This window comes from Paracoccus ravus, assembly GCF_004522175.1.
Lineage (GTDB): Bacteria > Pseudomonadota > Alphaproteobacteria > Rhodobacterales > Rhodobacteraceae > Paracoccus > Paracoccus ravus.
The window spans coordinates 13,263-38,909 of the sequence record NZ_SDEB01000025.1; the positions used below are offsets into that span (position 1 = coordinate 13,263).

The following is a 25,647-nucleotide window of genomic DNA, read 5'->3' on the forward strand; positions in this document are numbered from 1 at the left end:
GGGATGAGAAACCGCGCGGGCTTCGTATATCTCGGACATGCATACGAAGCCCGATCCGATTTCCGACCAGCTTCCGGCGCTGCGGCGCTATGCGCTGGCTTTGTCGCGCGACCATGCCGAGGCCGACGACCTCGTGCAGGAGGCCTTGCTGCGCGGCCATGAGAAGCGGCGCGGCTTTCGGCCGGGCGGCAACCTTCGGGCTTGGCTCTTTGCCATTTTGCGCAACACCTTTCTGGACCGCCTGCGCAGCCGCAAGGCCGAGCGCCGGCGTGAACAGGAATTCGCGGCCGCCCTCCCCGAGGCGATGGACGCCCCGCAGGATGCGGCGGTCCGCCTCGCGCAGCTGCAGCGTGCATTTTCGGACCTGCCGGACGACCAGCGCGAGGCGCTGTACCTCGTGGCGGTGGACGGGCTGAGCTATGCCGAGGCCGCCGAACTTGCGGGCGTGCCCTTGGGGACGCTGATGTCGCGGGTGTCGCGCGCCCGCGCCCGCCTGCGCGATTTCGAAGAGGGCAGGGCCCATCCCCCGGCCCTGAAACTGGTGGGAGGACGCGATGCATCCCGCAAGTGACGGCGTATCGGAGTTCGATCTGAACGCCTATGTCGACGATCAGCTTGACGAATGGCAGCGCCTGAATGTCGAGGAATTCCTGGCCCGCCACCCGAACGAGGCGGCGCGCGTGATGCAAGATATCCGGATCCGGCGCGAATTGCGGCTGGCGCTGGCCACGGGCTCTGCACCAAGCGGCAGGCAGCGGGCTCTGGCGGCGCGGTTCGACCGGGCCGTGCGGCGCGACCAGCGCCTGCGCCGCATGGTCCGGATCGTTCCCGTGATCGTGCTGCTGGCGACGGGCTGGCTGGCACATGAAGGTTTTGGCCCGCTTTCGGTCGGTCGGGTCGTCGCGGCCCAGCAACCTGCGCCAGTGGTCGCCGCGGCGCTTGCGGCGCGCGAAGCCAGCCTGATCCGGCTGCCGATGCGGTCGCAGCCCCAGACGCCGGATCTGGATCCGGCCGAACTGCGGGCCGCGACCGGGATCCTGCTGCCCGCCTTTGACCGGGACTGGCAGATGCGCGACGCACAGATCTTTCCCTCGCCCCAGGGGCCGGGCGTCGAGATCGTCTTTGATGCGGGCGATCTGGGCCGGGTGACGCATTTCGCGGTGCGGACCGGCGGTTTCGACGTCACCCTGCCACATCTGGAAGAACATCGCGGCCAGAATGTCGCCTGGTTTCAATTGGGCGAGACGGCACATGTGCTGATCGCCGAAAGCGGCCCTCCGGCCGAACTCCTGAAGACAGCGGAAAGCCTGTCATCGACCCTTTACTGATCAACAGCGGAGAACGGGAATGGATCATATCACCCGCGGGCGCAGTGCCGGTTTCGGCCAGTCTGCTGCCATCTATGACGAGGGGCTGCGCGCCCATATGCTGCGCATCTACAATTACATGGGTCTTGGCCTGGCGCTGACCGGGATCGTTGCGATGCTGGTGGCGTCGGTCCCGGCCATCTATGTCCCGATCTTCAGCACGCCGCTGAAATGGGTCGTGATGCTCGCGCCGCTCGCCTTCATCATGTTCCTGTCCTTCCGGATCGAACGCGTCTCGGGGGCGACGGCACAGACGCTGTTCTGGGCGTTCTGCGGCGTGATGGGGCTGTCCTTGGCCTCGATCTTTCTGGTCTATACCGGAGCCTCGATCGCGCGTGCCTTTTTCGGCGCGGCGGCCATGTTCACGGCCATGAGCCTTTACGGCTACACCACGAAGCGTGACCTGAGCCAGTTCGGCAGCTTCCTGATGATGGGCTTGATCGGTGTCGTGATCGCCAGCATTCTCAACATTTTCCTCGGCTCTTCGGCGCTGCAATTCGCTATCTCGATCATCGGCATCATCGTCTTTGTCGGCCTGACCGCATGGGATACCCAGTCGATCAAGCTGCAATATGCCGAGCATCACGACGGCGAGACCCGCCAGAAGCTGGCCGTCATGGGCGCATTGTCGCTTTATCTGAACTTCATCAACATCTTCCAGCTTCTGCTGAGCCTGACCGGCCAGCAGGAGGAATAACCCGCCAGAAGGAAAACGAGGCATGGATTACAATGACAGGCAGGCCATCGAGGGTCTGTTCGACAAGCTTGCGCAGGTCGAGCGCCAAAGCGCGCAGCGCGATGCCGAAGCCGAACAGTTCATCTCGGGGCAGATCATGCGTCAGCCGGGCGCGCCCTATTTCATGGCCCAAACCGTGATCGTGCAGGAACAGGCCCTGAACGCGGCGCAGGCGCGGCTCGAAGAACTGGAATATCAGCTGCAATCCGCCCGTCAGGGCGCAGGGCAGGGGGGCTTTCTGTCGCGCATGTTCGGTGGCGCCGCCGCCCCCGCGCCGCGTCCGGCACCCCGTCCGCAGGGCTATGGGCAGGGCTCCATGCCGATGGCCCCGCATCACGGGCACGGCCAAGGTGGCGGCGGATTCCTGGCCGGCGCGGCCCAGACCGCGATGGGCGTCGCGGGCGGCATGATGCTGGGCAATGCCGTGATGGGCATGTTTGCCGGTGAGGCCGAAGCCGCCCCCGCCCCGGAGGAGGAAGAGGAAGATGCCGGTGCCTTCGAGGATGCCGGCGGCTGGGACGAAGAAATCTGATACAGGACGCCGCCCTTTGAGGCGGCGTCTTTTTAGCAGAATGCGCTGCATCTTACGGGCCGGAAGATGATTTTCTCGGGCGTGACTGGCTAGGGTCGGACAGCGGAACGCGCCGCAGAATCAATTGCAATTCTTTCGAAATTTGATAATATTTTGGTGTTTTATTTCGTATTCTGGTGCGTAAATGTTGATCGAGCTGACCTTTCCCGAAAAGGGCTTCGATCCTGCGCAATGCTACGGTTTTGCACTTGCGTCGAAGTTATTGAAACGGGACGAAGACTATATTCGCGAATGCGTGCGCGAATATTGGGGAATTGCCGAGCCTCGGATCCTGTTCCGCGATGATACGGTTCTGCTTCTGGCGGAAAACGATGTCGCGCAGATCGCCGTGTTCGGCAGTCGCAGCAGCCGCCTGGACTGGACGACGCTGGCGCGGGATGACGCGGTTTCGCGCCCCTATGGGCAAGCCCATCAGGGATGCTTCGACAGGCTGAAACCCTTTCTTGATCCGCTTTCCGCCATGGTGTCGGATCAGGGCGGGCGCGGCCTCTATCTGACGGGCCACGGCATCGGGGCTGGGCTTTCGACGCTGGGTGCGCTTGAACTCGGACGGCGCGCAAAAGTGGTGGCGCTTGGCGCGCCTCGGGTCGTCAATCCCGTCACCCCGGTGGATTTCCTCGACGTGATCCGGGTGGTCAATGACAACGACCTCTTTGCACGTCTGGTCGCGGGTTTCTCGGCTTTGGGCCACACCATATGGATCAACGAATGGGGCGAGGTGGGCGAGATGCCTCGGGCGCTTGCCGCCCCGGTCGAGAGCGACGAATTGGTCGATCTGCGTCACGATGTCGAATGGATGGATCGAACCGCCGCCTCGGCCGAGACGGCCCATCTGTTTGCGGGGCGGGGTGTGGATGCGACCTTGCAGGGGCTTTATCCCGAACTGCGCGCCCATGAGATCGACGCCTATCTGCGCGTCCTGCGCCGGCTTGGTGCCGGAAATGTGGACGCGCTTCGCAAACAGCGCTCGACCCTGACCAAGACGGCGCAGGCGACGGTCGCCTTTCAGAAACTGGTGATGGAGCGACGCATCGAGTCCGCGACAGAATCCCTCTCGCCACCGCGTCCAAGCCTGATCCCGGTGCTGATCGAGGTCGATCAATGGGGCTGGACGCCCCCCGAAGGCATCCGCATCCAGTCCCGGGTCGAGAATTACCTCACCGCCCGGCTCACCGCCGAACAGCTTGATCTGCTGACACATGATCCGGCGGTCAAGTTCGCCGCGATCGGGCGTGAAGAGGGCGCGGCCGAGCTTGTCGACACGCTGAACTTCATCCAGGCGGACGACGCCCGGCTGCAGCAGGAAAATGCCTTTAGCCACCCGCCGGACAATGCCACCGAGCGCGGCGATTGCGCCCTGATCGCGGTGATCGATACCGGCATCGACATTCTGCACGAGGCCTTTCTGGACGCGCATGGCGAAAGCCGGATCATCGGCATCTGGCATCAGGCGGATGGCGGGGGGCAGGGTCCCCATGCGGTCCATCCGGGATTCACGCAAGATTACGGCAGACTCTATACCGGGGCCGAAATTGCCGCGCTGATTGCGGACAGGTCTGGGCAGGGCCAAATCCCCGCGATCCTACGCGACCCCTATGAGGGTGGGCATGGCACTCATGTGGCCTCGATCGCGGCGGGACGGGATTTCGGATCGGTGGGGCGCGGCGTGGCCCCGGATGCGCGCATTCTGGTGGTGATCCCGCATCTCTCGGTCGCCCCGGACAATCCGGAAAGCGTGGGCTATTCGATCAGCCATGTCGATGCGCTGAGCTTCATCACCGAGGTCGCCAAGGGCGGCAATCCGCTTCTGGCCGCGCCGCTTCCTGTCGTCGTCAATATGAGCTTTGGCTGCAATGCCGGGGCGCATGACGGAAAATCCACGCTCGAGGCGGCCATCGACGCGATTACCGGGATCGGGCGCAGCCCCGGTCAGGTCATCGTCAAATCGGCGGGGAACGAACGGGGCAGTTCCGGCCATGCCCGTCTGGCGCCGACTACGGATTGGCAGCGGATCGAATGGCAATCCGATCCGCTGCCCCGCGACCGCGACTATCTCGAAGCATGGTTCAACTGCCGCGACGAGTTGGAATTCCGGCTGCATGCGCCGGCGGGGATAGGCGCTGCTTCGGTTGCGGTCAGCCCGGATCAGCCGACGGCGCTGGATGATCTGGGCGGCAATCTCGTGTCGCTGCGGCTGACGCGATATCACCCCGATAATGGCGATCACATGCTCGCGGTCGAGATCGCCCAGAGCGCAGCCATGATCCATGGCGGGCTCTGGTGCCTCGAAGTCAGGGCCGTGCAGCTGGCCAGCGTCGACAAGGTGTTGGACTTGTGGTTCGAGCGGCGCATCAACTCGCCGCTGCGTTTCGTCACGCCCGAGCGGAACTACACCCTGTCGGTCCCCGGAACGGCGGAAACGGTCGTAACGGTCGCGTCCTGCGACCTGAATGCCTGCATCTCGGATTTCTCGTCCTGCGGGCCGACGCGCTATGGTGGCGCCAAACCCGATGTCTGCGCACCGGGCTACAGGATCGTGGCGGCGGGCAGCAATCAGGGCCCGAGCGCCGCAAGATTGTCCAGCGGCACCTCGATGGCCGCCCCGCATGTCACGGGGGTCTTTGCCCTGGCCCTGTCCTATCGCCACAAGCAGAAGGGCCGCAGGCAGTTCAATGCAAATCAGCTGCGTCAGATGTTGAACCGCTCGACGCAGGATTTTCCAAAGATGCATAATTTCGAATCCGGCTATGGCCCGATCAATGCCGTCACCTTTTTTCGCGAAGTCAGCAGGCAACCCTGAGTGGCGGGGCGTCTGACGTAACAAGAAGCAATCTCGGCATCCGCTCTGGAATTCGAAATCCCGTTCAACCCGAATAGCAAGGATTTCCGAAAATGTCCGAAGAACTCGAAATCGAAACCGAACTCGAAGAAGCCGATGGCCATGCCGATCCGGCAATGCCGCCCGAGGACTGGCTGCCCGAGGACATGATGCCGGAAGAAGGTCCGGAGGGCGCGGTCGAAGGCCCGCCGCCCTGGCGCAATTGCGGGGCGCTCGACAGCTTGCGCAAGCAGGTCAACGCGGCCGCGCCGGGACGGAGCAAGGCGAGTGATGGAACCATCGGAGATGCCTTACACCGGAGCCGGAACTCGGACCACAATCCGCATATCAGGGAAGGCGCGATGGGCGTGGTTTCGGCGCTAGATATCACCCATGATCCCCGCAATGGCTGCGATGCCGGGCGGCTGATCGCCGCGCTTCACGCCTCGCGCGATCCGCGCATCAAATACCTGATCTGGAACCGTCGGATCGCGAATTCCTCGGCCATCGGGAATGCCGCGCCCTGGACCTGGCGGGCCTATACCGGGCGAAACCCGCATAGCAAGCATTGCCATATCTCGGTCAAGGCGACCAAGGCGCATTACGACGATGCCAAGCCCTGGGCGATCGGCGCGCTGGGATCGGTCGAATCCGTCGAGATTGCCGAGGATATTCCCGACGAGGAAACGCTGGTGCGCAATGCACTGGCGGCGCTGGGCGCGGGCGCGACCGAGGGGCCGGTGCTGCGCGATCTTCTGGCGGCGCAGGATGCCTTGACCGAGCTTCTCGCACGAAACGCGCGCCAGCCCCGGGCCGACGATCCCGAGATGGTCGAAGCCGCGCCAAGTCCGGCCGAACTGGGCGACGAGTATAACCGCCTGTGGCAAAGCTGCCAGATCCGTCAAGAACGCCGGGGCGAGGTGGCCTGGCATGTCAATCGGCTGCTGCATGGCCGGCCACGCTATGAGGTCGTTGCCGCAAAGACCCGTGCGCCCTGGTGGTTCATCGGGATCGTTCATGCGCTCGAGGCCAGCTTCAGCTTTACCGGGCATCTTCACAATGGCGATCCGCTCTCCGCCCGGACGGTTCAGGTTCCGCGCGGAAGGCCCGTGACCTGGAGCCCGCCGAATGATTGGCAATCCTCGGCTGTGGATGCGATCACCCAATCGGGCCATGCCAACCAATCGGACTGGAGCATCCCGCGCACGCTCTACCGGTTCGAGGCCTATAACGGCTTCGGCTATCGCCGGCGGGGGATCTTTTCACCCTATCTGTGGAGCTTCTCGAACCACTACAGCAAGGGGAAATATGTCGCGGATGGGCGCTACAGCCCCACCGCCGTCTCGCGCCAATGCGGCGCGGCGGTCATGCTCAAGGCCTTGGTCAACAATGGCATCGCCCAAGTCTGAGCCGGTGCTTTCCCGCGTGCAACCCCAGGAGATCGCGCGATGTCCAATGCGAATGCCCTTGAATTCGTCGAAGCCGCCCCGCTGAGCCTGCGCGGCGGGGTCGAAACCGCGGCAATGATCGAAGCCGAGGGAACGCCGCCCCTTGCCCTGGACCAGCTGCCCGACGGGGTGGTCAGCGGCAATACGCTGATCGACTATTCGGCCGCCCGGATGGAGGTCAGGGGCGGCTTGTCGCTCGCGCTGATCTTTGCCGGTCGCGCCGCGGATGCCGCGATGAAAGAGGGCGATGACGAGCAGGACTGGTTCGCAGCCTATCAGCAGAGCCTCGGAAAGCTTGGCTTCCGGGCCTCGCAGACGGCGACCACGCTCAACCGCTTTCGCAAGCGCGGCGTGATGGTCCACAAGGCGCTGGTGCCCTTTCTGATGACCGCGCTTGGCGGGGTCGGCGTGGGCCCGGTGATCATCAGCCTGCTCGAACAGATCAAGGACATGGATGCCGACCGATCCTGGATCACGCTCTTCGATCAGGAATCGCGCCATTTCTCATCGCGGGAAATGCATTTCGCCGCGGTCAGTTCGGATGAAAGCGAAAGCGTGATCCGCCATGTCGCGGCGCGGCTGATGGTCGAGAATGACGAAACCAATGTGCTTTTCCTGTCGATCACCGATGCGACCGCCGAGTTCGAAAGCGCCACCACGACCTTCAGCGCCAATAACGGCCTGCTGGCCGTGCTTGAGGAACCCTTGAAGCAAAGACTGACAACCGATGCGCTGGCCTTCATCCAGGAGGCCAAGCTCTAATCCTTTGCACCCAGGAGCGAGCCATGAACCAGATCGGCGAAATTGCCGGCCCCCTGCCGCAGATCGAGGCTGCCGAACTTGAAAGGCGGCTTCTGGATCCGGATGTCCCCGACGAGCAGATCCGGCCCTATCTCATGGCCAATGAGGCCGTCTCCGGAGCCTTCCGGCCCGAGATCCGCGCCGTGCCGCAGCAGGTCGTGGAGGGGATGGTCGAGGCGGCGGTGGCTCTCGCCTCGCTGAACGGGCTGGACCGCTGGCGGCGGATGCAGCGCTATCGCAGGCGCAGCCGGGACGGCTCGGTCCTCCGCATCGTGTCCGAGGGGGACAGCTGGTTTCAATACCCGTTCCTGCTGACCGATGTGATCGACTGGCTGTCCGGGCCCTATGCGATAATGTCGCTGGATGCGGCGGGGGATCTTTTGTCCGATATCGTCCGGCAGGGCGAATTGATCACCGCCGTCGTGCAGGAGCGGCCGAAAGCGGTCCTTCTCAGCGGCGGTGGCAATGACCTTCTGGGTGCCGCGAACCTTGCCCGCGCGCTGCGCCGCTTCGAGCCGGGTCTGGGCGCGGGCGATTATCTCGGCAGGGCCTTTGACGAGAATCTCGGGGTCGTGCTGGACGGCTATCGCCAGCTTTTCGCGCGGCTTCGGCAAGTGGCGCCACAGGTGCCGGTCCTGACCCATGTCTATGACTATGCCCTGCCAGCAGGGGGGCGGTGGCTGGGTCAGCCGATGCAGGCTCTGGGCATTAGCGATGCCGGTCTGCAAAGGGCGATCATCCGGGCGATCGTCGATCGGTTCCACAAGGCACTGACCGAGGTCGCCGCAGGCTTCCCTCAGGTCCGCGTCATCGACACGCGCGGCACGGTGGCTGCCGGTCAATGGCATGATGAATTGCACCCGACCGATGCGGGCTATCGCCGCGTCGCCGCGCTGTTCGTCGAGGCCATTTCCAAAGCGCTCGGCATGGCCGTCCCGCCGCTTGGGGGCGTGGCCGAGATGGCGGTGGTCGAGGCGGCTCCGGAAGCGGTGCCGCGCCCCGATACCGCGCCGTTCGACGAGCCGGTGCTGCTGCGCGAGATCGGCCGCAGGGCCGCTCTGGCGGAATGCGGCGACCTGTCATCTCCCTCCGAGCCGATGGTCTTTCCCTCGAGCATTTCGGGGGTTTACCCCGAGCTTGAGGAAAAGGGCCGCGCCATTGTCGCGGGCTTTGCCAGCAGCGGGCAAATCGAAAGCGGCAGCGCCGACCCGACGCAAGCGGCTCTGATCCAGATTGTCCTGTCACGCCGCGGCGCAGCCGACGGCCCTTGATCAAGGAAACAGCCATGAATGATTTTATGCGCGTCGATTCCGACTGGTCCGTCGTGCCGTCGCCGGGCGAGCTTTTGCGGCGGATGGAGGTGCCGGGCAGCGGCGGGACGGCCTCGCAAGGGGTGGAAAGCCCTCCCGCCCCGACGGGTGTGTCCGACGCCAAGGGCCGTCTGGAACAGGCCACGGCCCTGCTCAAGCGCCTTGCCGAGACGGATGGCGAGGTTGACGAGGCCGATGTGGACCGGATGATCCATGATGCGGAAGAGGCGCTGCGCAAGCTCGACTCCGAAGGGCAGGGCGCGGCGCTGACATCGGCCGAGGCCTTTGCGACCGAGGCCGTGATCGAGGCGGATGGCAGCCGTCCGGTCCTGTTCGTTCAGGATGGGACGATAGATCTGTCTTCGCCCGACCTGACCTCGGAGCGGGGCGCGCATTGGCGCGAACCGGCGGCGCGCCTGATCTCGGGGATCAATCAGGTCGCCCTTTCCGTGGGCGCAGTGCAATTGCCCGCCTTTCTCGGCGAAGACGGGTCGCCGCGCCGTGTCGGAACCGGCTTTGTGATCGGCGAGGGCCTCGTGCTGACCAATCGCCATGTGCTCGAAGCGATCGCCACGGCCTCGCCCGGCGGCTGGGCCTGGAAATTCGATGTCGAGATCGATTTCGTCGGCGAGTATCAGCGCGACGGCAAGCGAATCCACAAACCCGCTCGAGTTCTCAAGACCGGATCAGCCGCGATCAACCGGATGATCAATTTCAACAATCCCGATTACGCCATCCTCGAGCTTGAGGCCGCGCCGGATCTTCCCAAGCCGCTCGCGATCGCACCCGATCCCGCGGCCAGCCTGGTCGGGGCGGGCCAGCCGCAGATCTATGTGATGGGTTTTCCGGCGCAACCCTTCACGGATGCCGGCGCGCCCGATGCGGAGCCGCCCCGACCCGGTCATGAATATGCTGAAATCCTTGAAAAACTGTTCCGAAACCGCTTTGGCAGCAAGCGATGGGCGCCCGGCATGATCGAGGCGGGGCCGGGGCAATTGGCCGGCGATCCGCGCAAATGGGTCATGAGCCATGACGCCAGCACGCTGGGGGGCAATTCCGGCTCCTGCGTCGTCGAGTTCCAGAACAGCGGCGCGACCGTGCTGGGCCTGCATTTCGGCGGAATGGCGCGCAAGGAAAACTGGGCGCATGTGCTTGCCGCGCTGCGGGAGGATTTCGCGGATGTTCCGGGCATCACCTGGCAGGCCTAGCCGCGTCTCGGCGGGGCGGTCATTGGTCCCATAGCGGTTGCCTATGGCTGAAATCGGTGCGATGTGGGCATGCCCAGATTTTCGCGAACAAGCCGATGCCGACACGATCGACACTTGCTGAACTGAACTGGAACCTGCTGCGCAGCTTCCACGCCATCGCGGAAGAGCGGGGCATCACCCGTGCCGCGAAGCGTCTGAACATGAGCCAGCCCTCGGTCAGTCTCGCGCTGCAAAAGCTCGAGGATCAGCTGGGCTGTCAGCTTGTCTTTCGCGGCAGCCGGCATTTCGCGCTGACGCTGCGCGGGGAAAAGATCTATCAGGAATGCGCCGAGATCCTGCGCGGCGTGGACCGGATCTCGCAGCTTGCCGAGGACAGCAATGACGAGAAATTCGGTGAATTGCGGCTCAATATCATCAGCCGTCTGCATTCGCCGCTGATCGACGAGGCGCTGCGGCTTTATCACCAGCGCCACCCCTCGATCAGCTGGCGGATTCAGGTGCAGAACTCGATCGAGACGGTGCGCCAGATCGCGCAGGACCGCAGCGGTATAGGCATCTGCCTGCTCAACAAGCCGATCATCAATCTGGAATGCCGGCCGCTGTTTCGCGAAGAGTTCAGCGTCTATTGCGGGGCCGAGCATCCGCTGTTCGGGCAGGCCCAGGTCGAATTGCGCGAATTGGCGCAAGAGCCCTTTGTCACCTTCAGTTGCGCGACCGAGGGGCAGGGGCTGGAACCCATGGTCATGCTGCGCGACGGGCTTGGACTAGGTCGCCGGATCAGCGGCTCAAGCCATGATCTGGCCGAGATCCGCCGCATGATCATCGCGGGGCTGGGCATCGGGATCCTGCCCGACCTGACCGCCGGCGATGCCGTCGAGGCGGGTCAGCTCTGGCCGTTGCGTCTGGCCGGACAACCGCTGGGGGCGGATGTGTTTCTGGTTTATAGCGCAATGGATGATCTGACCGTTCCCGAGCGGCAATTCGTCGAATTGCTCGATGAGCTGCTCAAACTCTATCCCGGGATGGCGTGAACGCCGCGGCCCGGTGACTGGGCCGCGGCGTCAGGCAGATCAGCGGTCGGCGCGCCGCACCACCGCGTGCAGCAGCATGTTCAGACCGGCACGGAAATCCTCGGGGTCGCAGTTTTCCTCGCTGTTATGGGTGATCCCGCCCTTGCAGGGGGTGAAGATCATCGCCGTCGGGCAATGCGTCGCCATGTGATAGGCGTCATGCCCGGCCTGCGACTGGATATCGCGCCAGTTCCAGCCCTGACGCACCGCTTCCTCACGGACCAGCCCGATCAGCCCGGCGTCGAAGATGTCTCCGCCCCATGTCCATTCGTCCTCGACCTCGACCTCGCATCCGGCCATGGCGGCTGCGGATTGCGCGGCGCGGCGCATCTTTTCGGCCATGACGCGTGCGGTGATCGGGTCGGGATGGCGGACATCGGCGACGCATTGCGCCGATTCCGACAGGATCCCCGGCTTGTTCGGCCAAGCCGCCAGACGCGAGCCGGTGGCCTTGCCGTCATGGACCGCGAATTCCCAGCCGATATCGTCCACCGCGGTCAGCCAGCGCGCGCCTGCGATCAAGGCATTGTGGCGCAGGTCCATGGGGGTCGGGCCGGTATGGGCGGTCTGGCCCTTGAACATCACGCGCATCCCGTGGCTGGGATAGCCGCCCGTCACCACGCCCACTTCGCGCCTTTCGGCGTCAAGGATCGGGCCTTGCTCAATATGCAGTTCGAAATAGGCGTCGATCTCGCCCGCCTTGCAGGTCTGCTCACCACGATAGCCGATGCGCTCGAGTTCCGAGCCAAAGCGCGCGCCGTCGTCGGCGATCAGGTCATGCGCCCATTGCGTGTCATATTTCCCGACATAGACGCCCGAGGCGACCATGGGCGGCGAGAACCGCGCGCCTTCCTCATTCGTCCAGTCCACGATCACGATGGGGCGGCGAGTGACATGGCCCGCATCGTTCAGGCTGCGGACCAGTTCAAGCCCGGCCAGAACGCCCGCGATTCCGTCGAAACGCCCGCCATTGATCTGGGTGTCGAGATGGCTGCCGATCAGGATGGGGGGCAGGTCGTTTTCAAGCCCGTCGCGGCGGCCAAAGATATTGCCCATCTCGTCGATCTCGACACTCAGCCCGGCCTCGCGGCACCACGCGACAAACTGGTCGCGGATCTCGCGATCGGAATCCGTCAGGGTCAGGCGGGCCAGCCCGCCCGGACGTCCCTGTCCGATCTCGGCCGAGCGTTCAATGGTGGACCAGAAGCGTGCGAGATCCACGCGAGTCTCTGCAGAGAAACTCATCTCATTACCTCGTTCTTTATTTTTAAGTCAGATCCGGATCAGGACGTGCCGGTCACGGCCGTGATGATCTGGGGGAAGAGAACCAGCAGGACCAGCACCGCGACCATGGCGCCAAGGAATGGCAGCAGGTAGCGGAAGGATGCCGACATCGGGATGCCGGCGGTGCGGCAGGCGGCCATCAGGTCGATCCCGAGCGGAGGCGTATTCGCGCCGATCGCCAGGTTGATGCAGAGCAGGATGCCGAAATAGACCGGGTCGATCTGATAGGCGGCAAGGACCGGCACGAAGATGGGCGCAAGGATCAGGATGATCGCGAGCGATTCCATGAAGGTTCCCAGCAGCAGCACGATCAGCATGATCAGCAGCAGGGCGACCATCCCGCTATCGGTCATCGCGAGGATGCCGTTCACGGCAAGCTGCGGCACCTGTTCGGCGGCAAGGATCCAGCCAAAGACCGAGGCCGAGGCGATCACCAAAAGGATCGAGCCGGTCATTTCGGTCGTGTCGCGCAGAATGCCCTTGAAGCCTTCCCAGGAAAGGCTGCGATAGAAAAGACCGCCCACGAGCAGGGCATAGACGACGCCCGCGCCCGCCGCTTCGGTCGGGGTGAAGATGCCCGCCCGGATGCCGCCCACGATGATGAGAGGGGCGATGAGCGCCGGGATCGCCGAGATGAAGGCGCGTCCGATCACTGCACCTGTCGCAGGCTCTCCGCCGCGCCAGCCGTGGCGGCGCGAGATCCACCAGGCCACGACCATCAGCGCAAGGCCCAGCATCAGGCCGGGAATGATCGCGCCGATGAACAGCTGGCCGATCGAGGTATTGGTGGCCGTGCCATAGACGATCAGGACGATCGAGGGCGGAATGACCGTCCCAAGCGAACCCGCGCAGCCCAGTGCAGCCGATGAAAATCCGGGATGATAGCCCCGCTCGCGCATGGCGGGCAGCATCATCGTGCCGATCGCCACCACATCCGCCACGCCCGATCCCGAGAGCGAGCCGAAGAGCATGCAGGCGGCGATCATCACGATGGCCAGACCGCCTGTGCTGCGCCCGACAAGCGCCGCGCAGAGATTGACGATGCGGGGCGCAAGCCCGCCCTGAACCATCAGCATCCCCGCCATCAGGAACAGCGGAATGGCCAGCAGGGTGAAGCTGTCGATCCCGGCGATCATCCGCTGCGCGACGACCATCATGGGCGCGAGATCGGCGATAAAGAGATATAGGACCGAAGCAAGGCCAAGGGCCACGGCGATCGGCGCGTCGATGAGGACCAGGAACACGAAGGTTCCCAGCAATAGTGCAAGTTCAAAGCTCACTTGCCGATCCTTCCGGCGAAAATTGCGATCAGCGACAGGGCCGCGCCGATGGGGAGGCACAGGTAGAACAACCCTCCGGGCAGGTTCAGCGCCGTGGTCGCATGATGCCAGGTGAACCCGGTGATTTGCCAACCGGTCACCAGCAGCACCAGCAAGAAGATGACACTGGCCCCCGTCGCCAGACGGCGGATGACTTCGCGCAGCCGACCGGGGCGGATGATCAGGTCAGTGAGCCCGGCCTCGAAATGCGAGCCGCGCGCGAAGCCCGAGATGATCCCGATGAAGCTGACCCAGACCAGGATCAGGCGGGGCAATTCCTCGGACCAGCGCGGGGTCACGCCCAGGGCATAGCGGGAAAACACGACCCAGGCGACGATGGCGGCCAGCGCTGCGACGCCGATCGCGCCGAGGCTGCGGGCAAGCCAATCCAACCGGTTGGAAATCCTGCTCATGCCTTGTCCTGTGCTTTCAAAGGGACGCAAAGCTGGCATTCGTCGCAATAGGCGGCGACCACGACCCATTCCTCGGACAGAACCTCGACCTCATGGACGACGCCGGGGGGAAGGCGCAGGGCCGTCCCCTCGGTCATGAAATATTCGCGCCCGTCCGCGCGCAGCACGGCTTCACCCTTCAGGGTCAGCGTCACCTCATCGCGGGGATGGGCATGGGGCACGCTGCGCGCGCCCTTCTTGCCCGTCGTCACCGCAAGCTTGATGAAGCCTTCGCCCCGTTCCTTTGGCGAAAACAGGACCTTCTGGCTGAAGTCGAAGAGCTGGACCGGCTCGATCTGATCCAGCTGGCGGAGTTCGGGCGCGCGTGGGCTCATTGACGATATTTCTCCATGAGGCCGAGCAGTTCCTCGCCATAGAGGTCGGCATTGGCGTCCCATACCGGCTTGACCGCCGCTTCAAAGGCCGCCTTGTCCACGTCGTTGAACTCCATGCCCTTTTCCTTGAGCTTGGCGATCATATCGGCATCGGAATCCGCGACCATCTGGCGCTGCTTCTCGCCCCATTCCTGTGCGGCTGCCTCGACGATCTGCTGGTCCTCGGGCGAGATCTTGTCCCAGACCGGCTTCGACAGCACCAGCGAGGCTGCGCCCCAGACATGCTGGGTGTTCGAGACGTATTTCTGCACCTCGAAGAAGGACGAGGACCAGATGATCGAGAGCGGGTTTTCCTGCGCGTCGAACACACCCTGCTGCAGCGCCGAGTAAAGCTCGCCGAAGGCCAGCGGCGCGGGCTGTGCGCCCATCACCTCAAAGGTTTCCAGACGCACCTTGTCAGGCGTCACCCGGATCTTGAGACCAGCCAGATCGTCCGGCGTCACGACCGGTTTCTTCGAGTTGGTGACGTTGCGATAGCCGTTTTCCCACCAGGCCAGAACCTTGATGTTCTTGTCCTCGAGCAGGCCGGACAGCGCGGTCCCAAGCTCGCCATCCAGCGCGGCAAAGGCCTTGTCGCGCGAGGCCCAGGCATAGGGCATCTCGATGATGCCAAGCTTGGGCTCGATGGTCTGGAACGATCCCGCGCCGATGACGCCGCCCTGAACCGCGCCGAATTGCAGCCCTTCGATCATGTCCTTTTCATTGCCCAGCTGGCCACTGGGGAAGACCTCGATATTCACGCGGCCTTCGGTTTTCTCGCCAACCTCCTTGGCAAAGCCCTGCGCGGCGACGTTCCAGCTATGGCTGTCGGCCAGCACATGGCCGATGCGGATGGTCGTCTGGGCGGCCGCGGGTCCGGCGAGGCAGATCGCCGAGGCGGAGAGCAGCATTCCTGCAAGACCGGCGCGGAAAGCTCTGGAATTCGACATGGGGTTCTCCTGTTGGTCTGGTTATTTCGCTCGCTTGAACCATCACCGGGGGCGGATGACAAATAGGGGCGATCAATGCTTCCGATGCATTCCGGCTATGGATTGAAATCCATACTGCCTGACGATTGGGCAATACTGGGCCGGATCTCTGACCCGGTAAAGTGTCAAAGGGCGGCGCTGGGGCCGCCCTCGACATGCATGTGCCTGGCTTTGAACGCTTAAATAAGCCTGCGCGGAATCGTTTCGCTCCAGTCGCGCTGCGCCATTTCCGTTTCGCCCTCGAAGGCGATCAGATGGCCCGAGATAAAGAAACTGTCGAGATCCGAGGTCATTTCCGTCACCGTCTCGATGCGCGAGCGCCAGCCGTCGCGGCCCATCTCGTAGCTTTGTGTCAGAACGTAGCGGGCCGAGAGCGGATCCTCGGGACGAACGGTCAGTTCGCGCCGCAGATTGTGGCAAATCTCGGTCCCGATCTCGTCGAAGCGCACAATGCCCTCGCCGAACAACCCGCCGCGCCCCTCGGTGACATAGGTCGCCGTGCCCGTCAGGTGGTCAAAGGAGGATTGCCGCAGCATCAGTCCGGGATCGAGCTGGCTCATCGGGGTGGCCGGGCCATGGGCCGGCGGCTGGAATGCGACCGGGACCTGCGCCGCCTCGGGGCTTCGCAAAGGCAGGCTGAGCGTCGAGCGGGCAGGGACGACCGAGAGCGCGGCCGCATAGGGCGCGGGCCAGATGATCGGCCAGTAAGCCGTGCCGACGGAAACCTGGATGCGATGGCCCTTGGCAAAGCGGTGGCCACAGGCCGAAAGCGTCACTTTGACATCATAGGCCTTGCCGGGTTCAAGCGGCGCGGGGTTTTCATGGCCGTCGCGATGGGTCAGGTTCAGCACCTGATAAGAGACGCGCAGCACCTCGCCCGAAGGCAGCACGTCGCAGAGCCGCACCGCGATTTGCGCGACCGGGGCATCCGCGCTGAGCCGCAGCACCAACTCCGGAGCGCCGAGGATTTCGATATCGGCTTGCAGGGGCGCGGTGACGAAATTCAGCGAGCCGCCGTCGTCAAGGCGCTGGTCGGTCGGCATCTCTCCCGCGCAGCCGGTTCCCATCCATTCCCCCGCCGCACGGCCATGATCCTGCGGCGAGCAGACCGACAAAGCCGCGTCCGAGGTTTCCTGTTTGTCCGACAGTGAACCATCCGCACGCAGATGAAACAGCGCCGGGCTGATTGCGGGGCTGGGCCAGTTGGCCTCACCAACCCAGCGTCCGGGTTGAGATGTGCGAGTGCCGCTGGTCGGGCAGGCATCATTGATAAAGGCTTTCATCTGCGGCTCATCCATGATGCCGGTATCGATGCCTTTCAGCCAATGATCCCACCAGCGCACGGCCTCTTGAAGGAAGCCGATGGCCGGGCCGGGCACGCCGTCATGCGGATAGACATGGCCCCAAGGCCCGATGATCCCGCGCGAGGGGACCTTTAGATGTTCCAGAATACGCGGGACCGAATTGGTATAGCTGTCCGCCCAGCCGCCGATCACCATGACGGGGCATTGGATCGCCGACCAGTCCTCTTGCACCGAGCCATGCTTCCAATAATCGTCATAGCTCTGATGTGCGGCCCAGAGCGCGGGGAAAAAGGGCAGGTTCTCGATCCGCTCCAGCCAGCGGTCGCGCCAGGCCTCGCCCGCGATCTCGGGATCGAGGGGGCGCGACTGATAGGCCAGCATGATCGACCCCCACCAGAGGTTGTCGTTCAAGAGGCAGCCGCCCATGAAATGGATATCGTCGCGGAAGCGGTCATCGGTCGAATAGGCCGTCAGGATCGCCTTCAGCGCCGGGGGACGGCGCGCGGCGACCTGCAGGCAGTTAAAGCCCGACCAGCTTTTCCCCATCATGCCCACATTGCCCGAACACCAATCCTGCGCCGCGATCCAGTCGATCACCTCCAGCGCGTCGTCCTGTTCCAGCTTCAGATATTCATCGGCCAGGTGGCCCTCGGAATCGCCGCTGCCGCGCATATCGACGCGGATCGCGGCATAGCCGTTCTGCGCGAAATAGCCATGCATGGCCTCATCCCGGCCACGGGTCCCGTCGCGCTTGCGATAGGGGATATATTCCAGAACGGCGGGAACGGGCGTCGAACGCGCGCCAGCGGGAAGCCAGATCCGGGCCGCGAGCCGCGTGCCGTCCCGCATGGTGATCCACGTGTTTTCTATGACTTCAAGGCTCATCTTGCCCTCCAGAAGAATGCGTGAGGCCGGAGGGCGCCAAGGCGCCCCCTGAATTTTTGGGTGATTTCGGAAAGGGTCAGGCGCGAGCGGCCATGACCTCATCGAGCCAGTCGGTGCGCAATTGCGGCACGGCATCGAGCAGGCGGCGGGTATAGGGATCGCGCGGCGCAGCAAAGAGCGTGGCGGTGTCGTTCGTCTCGACAACGCGGCCCTTGCTCATCACCATGACCCGATCGGCGAGGCGCTGGACCACGGACAGATCATGGGTGATGAAAAGATAAGTCATGCCCAGATCGTCCTGCAACTTGCGCAGAAGCCGCAGAATATCCTCGGCCACCAGAGGATCCAGGGCCGAGGTCACCTCGTCGCAGATCATCAGATCCGGTTCAGCCGCCAGCGCACGCGCAATGCAGACCCGCTGCTTCTGGCCGCCCGACAAAGCCGAGGGCAGACGCGCCGCGAAATCTGCCGGAAGCCCGATCTGTTCCAGAAGCCGCGCCACCTCGTCGCGCTGCGCCTTGCCTGTAAGGCCGCGGAAATGCGCAAGCGGTCGCCCGATGGCCTCGCCCACGGTCTGGCGCGGGTTCAGCGCCACATCGGGCAGCTGATAGACCAGCTGGATGCGACGAAGCTGATCGGCAGAGCGGTCGCGGAAGCGCGGCGGCAGGTCCGCGCCGCCAAAGCGGACCGCACCCGCGCGCGGCGGCAAAAGCCCCGAGACCAGCCGCGCCAGCGTCGATTTCCCCGAGCCGGATTCACCCACAACCGCCAGCGTTTCGCCCCGCTTCAACTCCAGCGAGACATCGTGCAGCACCGGCGTCGAGCCATAAGACGCATTGACGTTTTTCACGCTCAGCAGGGTCTCGCCGGTACGGTGATGCACGTCGGCGGTCGCCCCCAGACTTTCGCGACGCTCGGAAACAAGCTGCCGGGTATAGTCCTGCTGCGGGTTTTCCAGCAGTTCGGCGGTCGGACCCATTTCGACCTCGCGGCCATGGCGCAGGACCATCAGCCGGTCGGCGATCTGGGCAATGACGGCCAGATCATGGGTGATGTATAGCGCCGCCGTGCCATAGCGGTGGATCACGTCCCGCAGCAGCGCCAGAACCTCGATCTGGGTCGTCACGTCCAAGGCGGTGGTCGGCTCGTCCAGCACGAGGATGTCGGGCTTTCCGGCCATCGCCATCGCGATCATCGCGCGCTGCAATTGCCCGCCCGAGACCTGATGCGGATAGCGCTCGCCGAAATGCTCGGGGTCGGGCAGTTGCAGGGCGCGGAACAGTTCCAGCATCCATGCGCGGGCCTCGGCCTCGGGCATCCCGCGCAGCAGGGGCCCCTCAAGGACCTGCTTGTCCAGACGCATCGCCGGGTTGAAGGCCGCCGCCGCACTTTGCGCAACATAGGCGATGCGGGCTCCGCGCAGGGCCTCGCGTTGCGGCCGGGATGCAGAGCGCATCTCGGTCCCAACGAGACGGATCTCGCCTCCGGTGATGCGGCAACCGCCGCGACCGTAACCCATCGAGGCAAGGCCGATGGTCGATTTCCCGGCCCCGGATTCGCCGATCAGGCCCAGGACCTCGCCGGGTCTCAGATCCAGCGAAACGCCATGCAGCAAGACCGCGCCATTCGGGGCCTCGACCCGAAGGTCGCGGATTTCAAGGACATTCGCGCTCAACGGTTCTCTCCTTGCACCATGGTGCGACCGGCCAGCGCCCAATCCACGACGAGGTTGACCCCGATGGTGACCAGCGCAATGGCCCCGGCCGGGAAGAGGGGGGCGTAAAGCCCGTAAAGGATGCCCTGCTGGTTGTCCCGCACCATTCCGCCCCAATCCGCGAAGGGGGGCTGCACGCCCAGACCCAGATAAGAGAGGCCGGCTACGAAGAGGAAGGTGAAGCAGAAGCGCATGCCGAATTCAGCCAGCAGCGGCGGCAGGGCGTTCGGCAGGATTTCCCGACGCAGCATCCACCACAGCCCCTCGCCACGCAGGCGGGCAACCTCGGCATATTCCATGACGACGATGCCTTGGGCGACGATGCGGGACAGGCGGAACACCCGCGTGCTGTCCAAAAGCGCAATGGTTCCGATCAGCACCGGCAGGCTCGAGCCCAGAGATTGCAGCACCACCAGCGCCGAGATCAGCACCGGGATCGACATGATGACGTCGACAAAACGCGCGCCGATCATGTCGGGCCAGCCGCCATTCAGCGCGGCCAGAAAGCCGAGCGGCACGCCGATCGCAAAGGAAATCAGCACCGCCGTCAGCGAGACGCCGACCGACATGCGCGCCCCGTAAAGCAGCCGGGACAGCATGTCGCGCCCGTTCTGGTCGAGGCCCAGCAGATGCTCGGCACTCGGGTCGGCAAAGGGCGCGCCGACGACATCCTCTTGCCCAAAGGGGGCGAGGCTGGGGCCAAAGATGAACAGGAAAACCGTGGCGGCGATGATGATCAGGCCGATCGCTGCCGAGATCGGCAGCGGCCGTCCGAAGATACGGAGGGTCATGGCTTATGCCTCCTTCGAGCGCGGATGGCGCAGACGCGGGTTCAGCGCGATGGCGGAGATGTCGGCGATCATGTTCAGGATCACGTAGACGGCGGCAAAGACCATCGCCGCGGCCTGAACCATGGGCAGGTCACGCTTGGAGACGGCATCGACCATGAAGCGGCCAAGGCCGTTATAGTTGAAGATCGCCTCGACCAGCACGACGCCCGCGATCAGATAGGTCAGGTTGAAGGCCACGACATTGATGATCGGCGCAAGCGCATTGGGCGTGGCATGACGCAGGACGACACGGCCATTCGGGATGCCTTTGAGATAGGCGGTCTCGATATAGGGTTGGTCCATCACGCCCAGCACGGTGGTGCGCGTCATCCGCATGATCTGCGCGACCGTCACCAGAACCAGCACCAGCATGGGCAATGTGGTCGCTTGCAACCATGCCCCAAGCCCCATACCCGACCATGTATCGGCAAGGCTCGGCAGCAAGCCCCATTGCACTGAGAAGAACAGGATCAGCAGCAGGCCAAGGAAATATTCCGGCAGCGAGACCGTGGCCAGCGCCACCACATTGGCGATCCGATCAAACAGCGAGCCGCGCCATGCCGCCGAAAGGATGCCGAGCCCGACGGCCAGCGGCACGGCGATGATCGCGGCATAGCCCGCCAGCGCCATGGTATTGAGAAAACGCGGCCAAAGCAGGTCGGCGACGGGCTGGCGGTTTGCCAGTGAAACGCCCAGATCGCCGTGCAGGATACCTCCGGCCCAAGCGAAATAGCGGCTGACCGCCCCGGCATCGAGGCCCAGCTGCTCGCGCAAGGCGGCCAGCGATTCCGGCGTCGCATTCTGGCCCAGAATGGCGGCGGCGACATCGCCGGGCAGGATCTCGGTGCCGGCAAAGACCAGCACCGAGACGAGGGCGAGGGTCACGACCCCCAGCCCCAAGCGTTGCAGGATCAGCTTGCCCATCAAGCCGCGAGCCAGACTTTTTCGGCCATGCGCGCGCCCATCAGGTTGAACATCGGATGCGGCGTGACGCCTTGCACCTTGTTCGAGACGCCGTCGAGATAATCCCCGAACATCGGGATCATCACTCCGCCATCGTCATGGATCATGCGCTGGAGTTCCCAATAGATCTCGCGGCGCTTCTCGTCATCGAGCAGGGCGCGGGCCTCCGTCAGCAGGCGGTCGAAATCGGCATTCGCCCAATGGCTGTCGTTCTGGGCCGAGCTCGACTGGTAGGCGATGGTCAGCATCTGGTCCGCGGTCGGACGCCCGCCCCAATAGGACATGCAGAAGGGCGCTTTCATCCAGACATTGTCCCAATAGCCATCGGCAGGCTCGCGCTGGATCGAAACGTCGATGCCCGCGCCGCTGGCCGCGGTGCGATAGACCGCCGCCGCATCGACCGCGCCGGTGAAGGCCGCGTCCGAGGTCTGCAAGGTGACCGACAGGCTGTCCATTCCGGCCTTTTTCAGGTGGAATTTCGCCTGTTCCGGATCATAAGCCCGCTGCTTCAACTCCTTGTTGAAGAAACGATCCGTCACCGGGATCGGATGGTCATTGCCCAGCGAGCCATAGCCCATCAGCGCGGTTTTCAGGAGCTGCTCGCGGTCGATCGAGTATTTGATCGCCTGACGGACATTCACATCGCTGAAGGGCGCACGGGTGCAGTCCATCAGGAAGGTGTAATGCTGGCCCCCGGCCGAGCGTACGATCTGCAGATTGCGATTGCGCGCCAGCAGGTCCACGGTCTTGAAATCGAGGCTGTTGATGGCATGGACCTGACCCGACATCAGCGCATTGGTGCGCGCCGACACGTCATTGATGACGATGACCTCGACCGCGTCGACATTGGCGCAGCCCGGCTTCCAGTAATTCTCGTTGCGGGTGAAGCGCGCGCGCACACCGGGCTCGACGCTTTCGGGGATGAAGGGGCCGGTGCCGATCGGGTTCGCCCAGTCGCTGAAACCCTCGGGCACGACAAGGAAGTGGTAATCCGACAGCACATAGGGCAGGTCCGCATTGCCCGAGGTCAGGGTGATCTTGACCTCGAAATCCGAGATTTTCTGGATGTCGGCAAAACCCGCCGCGACCGAGCGCGCCGCCGAGGAACTGTCGCCGCGATGCAGGTTCAGCGAATAGACGACATCATCGGCGGTGAGGGACTTGCCGTTATGGAAAGTGACGCCCTGCCGGACCTTGAAGACCCATTCCACGGCACCTTCGGCAGCTTCCCACGACTCGAAAAGCTCGGGCTGGGCGGTATTGCTCGCGTCGATCTCGACCAGACCGTTCATCACCATATAGGCTTGGTTGACCGGCACCCAATCGTTCAGCTTGCGGATGTCGAAATCATCGGTGGTCGAGCCGCCGCCGATCCCCATGCGCAGCAGGCCACCGCGTTGCGGCTGTTCCTGGGCCCTCAGGCCGCCGGGCAGCATGGAGAGCGCCGAAAGACCTGCGGCTCCGGCAAGAAAACCGCGCCGGCCGAATTGAAAGAGACGAGTGTCAGTCATGTGCATATCCGACGCGGACAAGCGCCGCGCCTCCCAGTTTTTTATGCCCCGAAGGGCGGTTTGTTGATTTTCATCACAACCTAGAGAAGCCAGGTCCGGAGGCAAATGACTTTCTGTCATACCCCTGTGACGCGACTGCAATCATCGGGCGGCGTCAGGCCGGATCCCGCCATGCCGGTTGCTGGCGATCAGCCAGGTTTCAAGCCTTTTTGCGGCGCTGCGCTGATGTCTTTGCGTCGAGCGCATCAGATAGTAGCGGCCCTGACCCAGCAGCCGGTAGGGATGTGCCTCGACAAGTGCGCCGCGGTCGATCAGATCCTGCACGACCCAGGTCCAGCCCATGGCAATGCCGATCCCCTGCATCGCGGCTTCGATGGCCAGGCGATAGCTGCCCATCTTCCAGCGCGTCGTGGCTTCGGGCAGTTGCAACTCGGCATTGAACAGCCAGTTTCCCCAATCCGTCCATTCCTTGAAGGTTTCCTCCATGGTCAGCAGCAGGGGGGCTTTACGCTCGATCAGCGGTGGCTGGCCCGGCGCCATGACGGGGATCATTTCCTCGGGGCCCAGCGGCTGCATGACGAAATCCGCCATCTGAACCGGCCGGTGATAGATCGCGAGGTCATATTCGTCGGGCCGAAGCTGCGAGATATTCTCGTCAATGCGCAGTTTCAGTTCCAGCCAGGGCAGGTCCAGACGCATTTGGGCCAGCCGCGGCATCACCCAGAGATCCGCCACCCCCTGCGAGCAGGCCAACACGACCCGGTCCCGATCCCGGGTTCCCTGAAGCCCTTCGCCAAGTTCCGACAGCGCGTCGATCGCCTGACCGACGCGCAGGGCATAATCCTGCCCAAAGCCATTCAGCGTCACTCCCGAGGCTGTGCGGTCGAAAAGCAGCGCGCCGACATGGTCTTCGAGCCGGGCGATCTGTCGGCTGACGCCGCTTTGGGTCAGGCCGAGGATCTGCGCCGCAGCCGAGATCGAGCCGCATCGCGCGACGGTCTGAAATGCGACAAGCGCTGGAAAAGGCGGGATTCTGGGGCCGGACATGGAGCGGTTCCGAGTTCAAGGGTCAGGGCGAAGGGACGCGGTCAATCCCGGCCCGGAAGGGCATGAAATTTCATCATGGCTCCATGCGCAAGCGCTGCTTGTGCTTTGTTCCGCCTGACATAAGAGGGCGGAGCGCCCGGCCGCCATCTTTATCGGGCGAAAACGCAACGCGGGCCGGCCATTCTGCCGTGCCATTTCGGAGTTCTGGGCATGAGCTTGCCTGATCTTGTCGGCCTTGCCGGCGCAGCATTCTATCTTGGTGCCTATGCATTGCTTCAGACGGGCAAGCTAAGCCTGGGCGACTGGCAATATGCCGCGCTGAACATCCTGGGGGCGGCCGCGCTGATCGGCTCTCTGACCTGGAACTGGAACCTCGGCGCCTTCATTTCCCAAACCGCGTGGCTGCTCTTCACGGTGATCGGCTTCGTGCGGAACTATCGCGCCAAGTATCGGGCGAATCCGGTCGGAATGGCCTGAGACCGGCCCTCTGGCCTGCCGGCCCGCGGCCTCACCGGGCCGGGCTGGCAGCGCCCCCGGCTTGCCGCCTCGGACGGGCCTGATCGGCAGGCGGCTCCCAGCCCTGGGTCCAGTAATGGGCGTTGGTGAATTCACTGCGCTGAAATCCCCGCGCCACGAGCCAGTCGCGCGCCGCCATAGAATCCTGCCTTTCGGCCGCGAAAAAGACATAGCGCCCGGTTTCCGGTGGCGCGATGGACTGAAGCGCGGCCAAGGTCGAGGTTTCGGACCGAAGAAGCCATTGCAGATCCACCCCCTCGGGATGGCGGATCGGCTGGCGGTCGGCCAGATCCGCGACGACGATGCGCGCGATGCCCTGCGTATCGGCAGGCAGGATCTCAAGCGCGCGCGCAATGATCGGCAAGGCCGTCTCATCCCCGATATAGGCGATCCATTCGGCGCTTTGGGGTGTCTTGCCGCCGGGGCCGGTCAGGGCGACGCGGTCCCCGGGCTGTGTCTCGCGGACCCAATCGGTGACGCGGCCGCCCTCATGCAAAAAGATGTCCACATCGATCCATTGGCAATCCGCTGCGATCGACCGCACGGTATAGGGCGGGCGGTGCCAGCGATCGACACCGCCCGGCCAGACCATCGCGCCATTCTCGTCGGCATGAGGCAGCCCCGCGCCCTCGGGGCCAAAGATCAGACGGAAATGCATCCCGCCCGCGCCGAAGCGCGCGAAATCTCCTGCCAGCCGGAGCCTGCGAAACGAGGGCGAGAGGACGCGGTTCGACATCACCTCGGCAATCGTCAGCTTGGCGGGGCTGGCAGGCTGCGGCCGGATCTCCCAATCCAGATGCAGCGGCGGCTGGTGATGCTCGGTCGCGAAATGCATCACCGCCTCGCGCAATTCGGCAAGGCGCGCGTCGGTCTCGGCTTCCAGCACCAGAGCGCATCCATCCGCCGCGGCGGCCAGCGACAGACGCGAATCCCCCAGATCCATCAGAAAGCCGGAGGGCGTGGTTTGCAGGTCCAGCCCCATCTCGGCCGCTTCCTCGCCCAGCATCCGGCCGACGCGGTCCAGCGGCAAACCGATCCGTGCTGCATGTCTGACCGCCATTTACCCTCGCCTGTCCCGTTTCGCCGCGACTGGCGGCATTTCAGAGTGA

Annotated in this window: 23 protein-coding genes; 11 read left to right on the forward strand and 12 right to left on the reverse strand. The window is 64.1% G+C overall.

The annotated features are described in order from the left end of the window. Positions 1–37 precede the first annotated feature (37 nt). The 10 genes from ESZ60_RS16540 to ESZ60_RS16585 all read left to right on the forward strand — a co-directional run bounded on the left by ESZ60_RS16540 (position 38) and on the right by ESZ60_RS16585 (position 11,311). Complete coding sequence (locus ESZ60_RS16540) at positions 38–571, forward strand: sigma-70 family RNA polymerase sigma factor (RefSeq protein ID WP_134681828.1); 534 nt, start codon at positions 38–40, stop codon at positions 569–571. Next, positions 555–1,328: an anti-sigma factor family protein gene (locus ESZ60_RS16545; protein ID WP_134681829.1), complete on the forward strand. Its 774-nt coding sequence runs from the start codon at positions 555–557 to the stop codon at positions 1,326–1,328. The genes ESZ60_RS16540 and ESZ60_RS16545 overlap by 17 nt, the downstream gene beginning before the upstream one ends. Positions 1,329–1,347: 19 nt before the next feature. Next, positions 1,348–2,064 carry a Bax inhibitor-1/YccA family protein gene (locus ESZ60_RS16550; protein ID WP_134681830.1) on the forward strand — a complete coding sequence of 239 codons (717 nt, stop codon included), beginning with the start codon at positions 1,348–1,350 and terminating at the stop codon, positions 2,062–2,064. Between the two features lie 22 nt (positions 2,065–2,086). Continuing rightward, positions 2,087–2,635: a DUF2076 domain-containing protein gene (locus ESZ60_RS16555; RefSeq protein WP_134681831.1), complete on the forward strand. Its 549-nt coding sequence runs from the start codon at positions 2,087–2,089 to the stop codon at positions 2,633–2,635. A 184-nt stretch (positions 2,636–2,819) separates the two neighbouring features. Further along, positions 2,820–5,495: a S8 family serine peptidase gene (locus ESZ60_RS16560; protein WP_134681832.1), complete on the forward strand. Its 2,676-nt coding sequence runs from the start codon at positions 2,820–2,822 to the stop codon at positions 5,493–5,495. 92 nt (positions 5,496–5,587) lie between these two features. Continuing rightward, a complete protein-coding gene (locus ESZ60_RS21100; protein WP_209021329.1) occupies positions 5,588–6,922 on the forward strand; it encodes a hypothetical protein in 1,335 nt (444 codons plus the stop codon). A gap of 39 nt (positions 6,923–6,961) precedes the next feature. Further along, positions 6,962–7,723 (forward strand): hypothetical protein, encoded by a 762-nt coding sequence (locus tag ESZ60_RS16570; RefSeq protein WP_134681833.1) that lies wholly within the window; start codon positions 6,962–6,964, stop codon positions 7,721–7,723. Positions 7,724–7,746: 23 nt separating this feature from the next. Then, positions 7,747–9,033, forward strand: a complete 1,287-nt coding sequence (locus ESZ60_RS16575; protein WP_134681834.1) for an SGNH/GDSL hydrolase family protein — start codon at positions 7,747–7,749, stop codon at positions 9,031–9,033. 14 nt (positions 9,034–9,047) lie between these two features. Continuing rightward, complete coding sequence (locus ESZ60_RS16580) at positions 9,048–10,280, forward strand: trypsin-like serine peptidase (protein ID WP_134681835.1); 1,233 nt, start codon at positions 9,048–9,050, stop codon at positions 10,278–10,280. 95 nt (positions 10,281–10,375) lie between these two features. Further along, positions 10,376–11,311 carry a LysR family transcriptional regulator gene (locus ESZ60_RS16585; protein WP_134681836.1) on the forward strand — a complete coding sequence of 312 codons (936 nt, stop codon included), beginning with the start codon at positions 10,376–10,378 and terminating at the stop codon, positions 11,309–11,311. Positions 11,312–11,350: 39 nt separating this feature from the next. Here ESZ60_RS16585 and ESZ60_RS16590 read toward each other — a convergent pair whose 3' ends face one another. From ESZ60_RS16590 to ESZ60_RS16640, 11 genes are all read right to left on the reverse strand, one after another. Then, positions 11,351–12,595, reverse strand: a complete 1,245-nt coding sequence (locus ESZ60_RS16590) for a Zn-dependent hydrolase (protein WP_134681837.1) — start codon at positions 12,593–12,595, stop codon at positions 11,351–11,353. Between the two features lie 38 nt (positions 12,596–12,633). Further along, positions 12,634–13,914: a TRAP transporter large permease gene (locus ESZ60_RS16595; RefSeq protein WP_134681838.1), complete on the reverse strand. Its 1,281-nt coding sequence runs from the start codon at positions 13,912–13,914 to the stop codon at positions 12,634–12,636. After that, positions 13,911–14,366, reverse strand: coding sequence for a TRAP transporter small permease (locus ESZ60_RS16600; protein WP_134681839.1), 456 nt, complete (start codon positions 14,364–14,366; stop codon positions 13,911–13,913). The genes ESZ60_RS16595 and ESZ60_RS16600 overlap by 4 nt, the downstream gene beginning before the upstream one ends. Continuing rightward, on the reverse strand, positions 14,363–14,740 hold the full coding sequence (locus tag ESZ60_RS16605) for a cupin domain-containing protein (protein WP_134681840.1): 378 nt from the start codon (positions 14,738–14,740) through the stop codon (positions 14,363–14,365). Before ESZ60_RS16605 ends, ESZ60_RS16600 begins: the two co-directional genes overlap by 4 nt. Then, a complete protein-coding gene (locus tag ESZ60_RS16610) occupies positions 14,737–15,729 on the reverse strand; it encodes a TRAP transporter substrate-binding protein (RefSeq protein ID WP_167620198.1) in 993 nt (330 codons plus the stop codon). The genes ESZ60_RS16605 and ESZ60_RS16610 overlap by 4 nt, the downstream gene beginning before the upstream one ends. A 218-nt stretch (positions 15,730–15,947) precedes the next feature. Then, positions 15,948–17,957, reverse strand: a complete 2,010-nt coding sequence (locus ESZ60_RS16615) for a CocE/NonD family hydrolase (protein WP_134681841.1) — start codon at positions 17,955–17,957, stop codon at positions 15,948–15,950. Between the two features lie 76 nt (positions 17,958–18,033). Next, entirely contained in the window at positions 18,034–19,632 is a 1,599-nt protein-coding gene (locus ESZ60_RS16620; RefSeq protein WP_134681842.1) for an ABC transporter ATP-binding protein, read from the reverse strand. Next, positions 19,629–20,462 carry an ABC transporter permease gene (locus ESZ60_RS16625; protein ID WP_134681843.1) on the reverse strand — a complete coding sequence of 278 codons (834 nt, stop codon included), beginning with the start codon at positions 20,460–20,462 and terminating at the stop codon, positions 19,629–19,631. The genes ESZ60_RS16620 and ESZ60_RS16625 overlap by 4 nt, the downstream gene beginning before the upstream one ends. 3 nt (positions 20,463–20,465) lie before the next feature. Next, a complete protein-coding gene (locus ESZ60_RS16630; protein WP_134681844.1) occupies positions 20,466–21,425 on the reverse strand; it encodes an ABC transporter permease in 960 nt (319 codons plus the stop codon). After that, positions 21,425–22,975: an ABC transporter substrate-binding protein gene (locus ESZ60_RS16635; protein WP_134681845.1), complete on the reverse strand. Its 1,551-nt coding sequence runs from the start codon at positions 22,973–22,975 to the stop codon at positions 21,425–21,427. The genes ESZ60_RS16630 and ESZ60_RS16635 overlap by 1 nt, the downstream gene beginning before the upstream one ends. 141 nt (positions 22,976–23,116) lie before the next feature. Further along, the gene (locus ESZ60_RS16640) at positions 23,117–24,022 is read right to left on the reverse strand and encodes a LysR family transcriptional regulator (RefSeq protein ID WP_134681846.1); all 906 of its coding nucleotides are present in this window, start codon (positions 24,020–24,022) and stop codon (positions 23,117–23,119) included. A 210-nt stretch (positions 24,023–24,232) separates the two neighbouring features. On the opposite strand from ESZ60_RS16640, the gene ESZ60_RS16645 reads away from it, so the two are divergent. After that, positions 24,233–24,499, forward strand: coding sequence for a CBU_0592 family membrane protein (locus tag ESZ60_RS16645; protein WP_134681847.1), 267 nt, complete (start codon positions 24,233–24,235; stop codon positions 24,497–24,499). Between the two features lie 31 nt (positions 24,500–24,530). Here ESZ60_RS16645 and ESZ60_RS16650 read toward each other — a convergent pair whose 3' ends face one another. Next, positions 24,531–25,598 (reverse strand): siderophore-interacting protein, encoded by a 1,068-nt coding sequence (locus tag ESZ60_RS16650; RefSeq protein ID WP_134681848.1) that lies wholly within the window; start codon positions 25,596–25,598, stop codon positions 24,531–24,533. Positions 25,599–25,647: the final 49 nt, after the last annotated feature.

Bases quoted from the DNA above. Each gene is read 5' to 3' on its own strand.
- ESZ60_RS16650 (WP_134681848.1), bottom strand. From the start codon at position 25,598: ATGGCGGTCAGACATGCAGCACGGATCGGTTTGCCGCTGGACCGCGTC.
- ESZ60_RS16555 (WP_134681831.1), top strand. From the start codon at position 2,087: ATGGATTACAATGACAGGCAGGCCATCGAGGGTCTGTTCGACAAGCTT.
- ESZ60_RS16640 (WP_134681846.1), bottom strand. From the start codon at position 24,022: ATGTCCGGCCCCAGAATCCCGCCTTTTCCAGCGCTTGTCGCATTTCAG.
- ESZ60_RS16635 (WP_134681845.1), bottom strand. From the start codon at position 22,975: ATGACTGACACTCGTCTCTTTCAATTCGGCCGGCGCGGTTTTCTTGCC.
- ESZ60_RS16615 (WP_134681841.1), bottom strand. From the start codon at position 17,957: ATGAGCCTTGAAGTCATAGAAAACACGTGGATCACCATGCGGGACGGC.
- ESZ60_RS16580 (WP_134681835.1), top strand. From the start codon at position 9,048: ATGAATGATTTTATGCGCGTCGATTCCGACTGGTCCGTCGTGCCGTCG.
- ESZ60_RS16590 (WP_134681837.1), bottom strand. From the start codon at position 12,595: ATGAGTTTCTCTGCAGAGACTCGCGTGGATCTCGCACGCTTCTGGTCC.
- ESZ60_RS16575 (WP_134681834.1), top strand. From the start codon at position 7,747: ATGAACCAGATCGGCGAAATTGCCGGCCCCCTGCCGCAGATCGAGGCT.
- ESZ60_RS21100 (WP_209021329.1), top strand. From the start codon at position 5,588: ATGTCCGAAGAACTCGAAATCGAAACCGAACTCGAAGAAGCCGATGGC.
- ESZ60_RS16625 (WP_134681843.1), bottom strand. From the start codon at position 20,462: ATGACCCTCCGTATCTTCGGACGGCCGCTGCCGATCTCGGCAGCGATC.
- ESZ60_RS16545 (WP_134681829.1), top strand. From the start codon at position 555: ATGCATCCCGCAAGTGACGGCGTATCGGAGTTCGATCTGAACGCCTAT.
- ESZ60_RS16605 (WP_134681840.1), bottom strand. From the start codon at position 14,740: ATGAGCCCACGCGCGCCCGAACTCCGCCAGCTGGATCAGATCGAGCCG.
- ESZ60_RS16560 (WP_134681832.1), top strand. From the start codon at position 2,820: ATGTTGATCGAGCTGACCTTTCCCGAAAAGGGCTTCGATCCTGCGCAA.
- ESZ60_RS16610 (WP_167620198.1), bottom strand. From the start codon at position 15,729: ATGTCGAATTCCAGAGCTTTCCGCGCCGGTCTTGCAGGAATGCTGCTC.
- ESZ60_RS16600 (WP_134681839.1), bottom strand. From the start codon at position 14,366: ATGAGCAGGATTTCCAACCGGTTGGATTGGCTTGCCCGCAGCCTCGGC.
- ESZ60_RS16550 (WP_134681830.1), top strand. From the start codon at position 1,348: ATGGATCATATCACCCGCGGGCGCAGTGCCGGTTTCGGCCAGTCTGCT.
- ESZ60_RS16570 (WP_134681833.1), top strand. From the start codon at position 6,962: ATGTCCAATGCGAATGCCCTTGAATTCGTCGAAGCCGCCCCGCTGAGC.
- ESZ60_RS16540 (WP_134681828.1), top strand. From the start codon at position 38: ATGCATACGAAGCCCGATCCGATTTCCGACCAGCTTCCGGCGCTGCGG.
- ESZ60_RS16585 (WP_134681836.1), top strand. From the start codon at position 10,376: ATGCCGACACGATCGACACTTGCTGAACTGAACTGGAACCTGCTGCGC.
- ESZ60_RS16645 (WP_134681847.1), top strand. From the start codon at position 24,233: ATGAGCTTGCCTGATCTTGTCGGCCTTGCCGGCGCAGCATTCTATCTT.
- ESZ60_RS16630 (WP_134681844.1), bottom strand. From the start codon at position 21,425: ATGGGCAAGCTGATCCTGCAACGCTTGGGGCTGGGGGTCGTGACCCTC.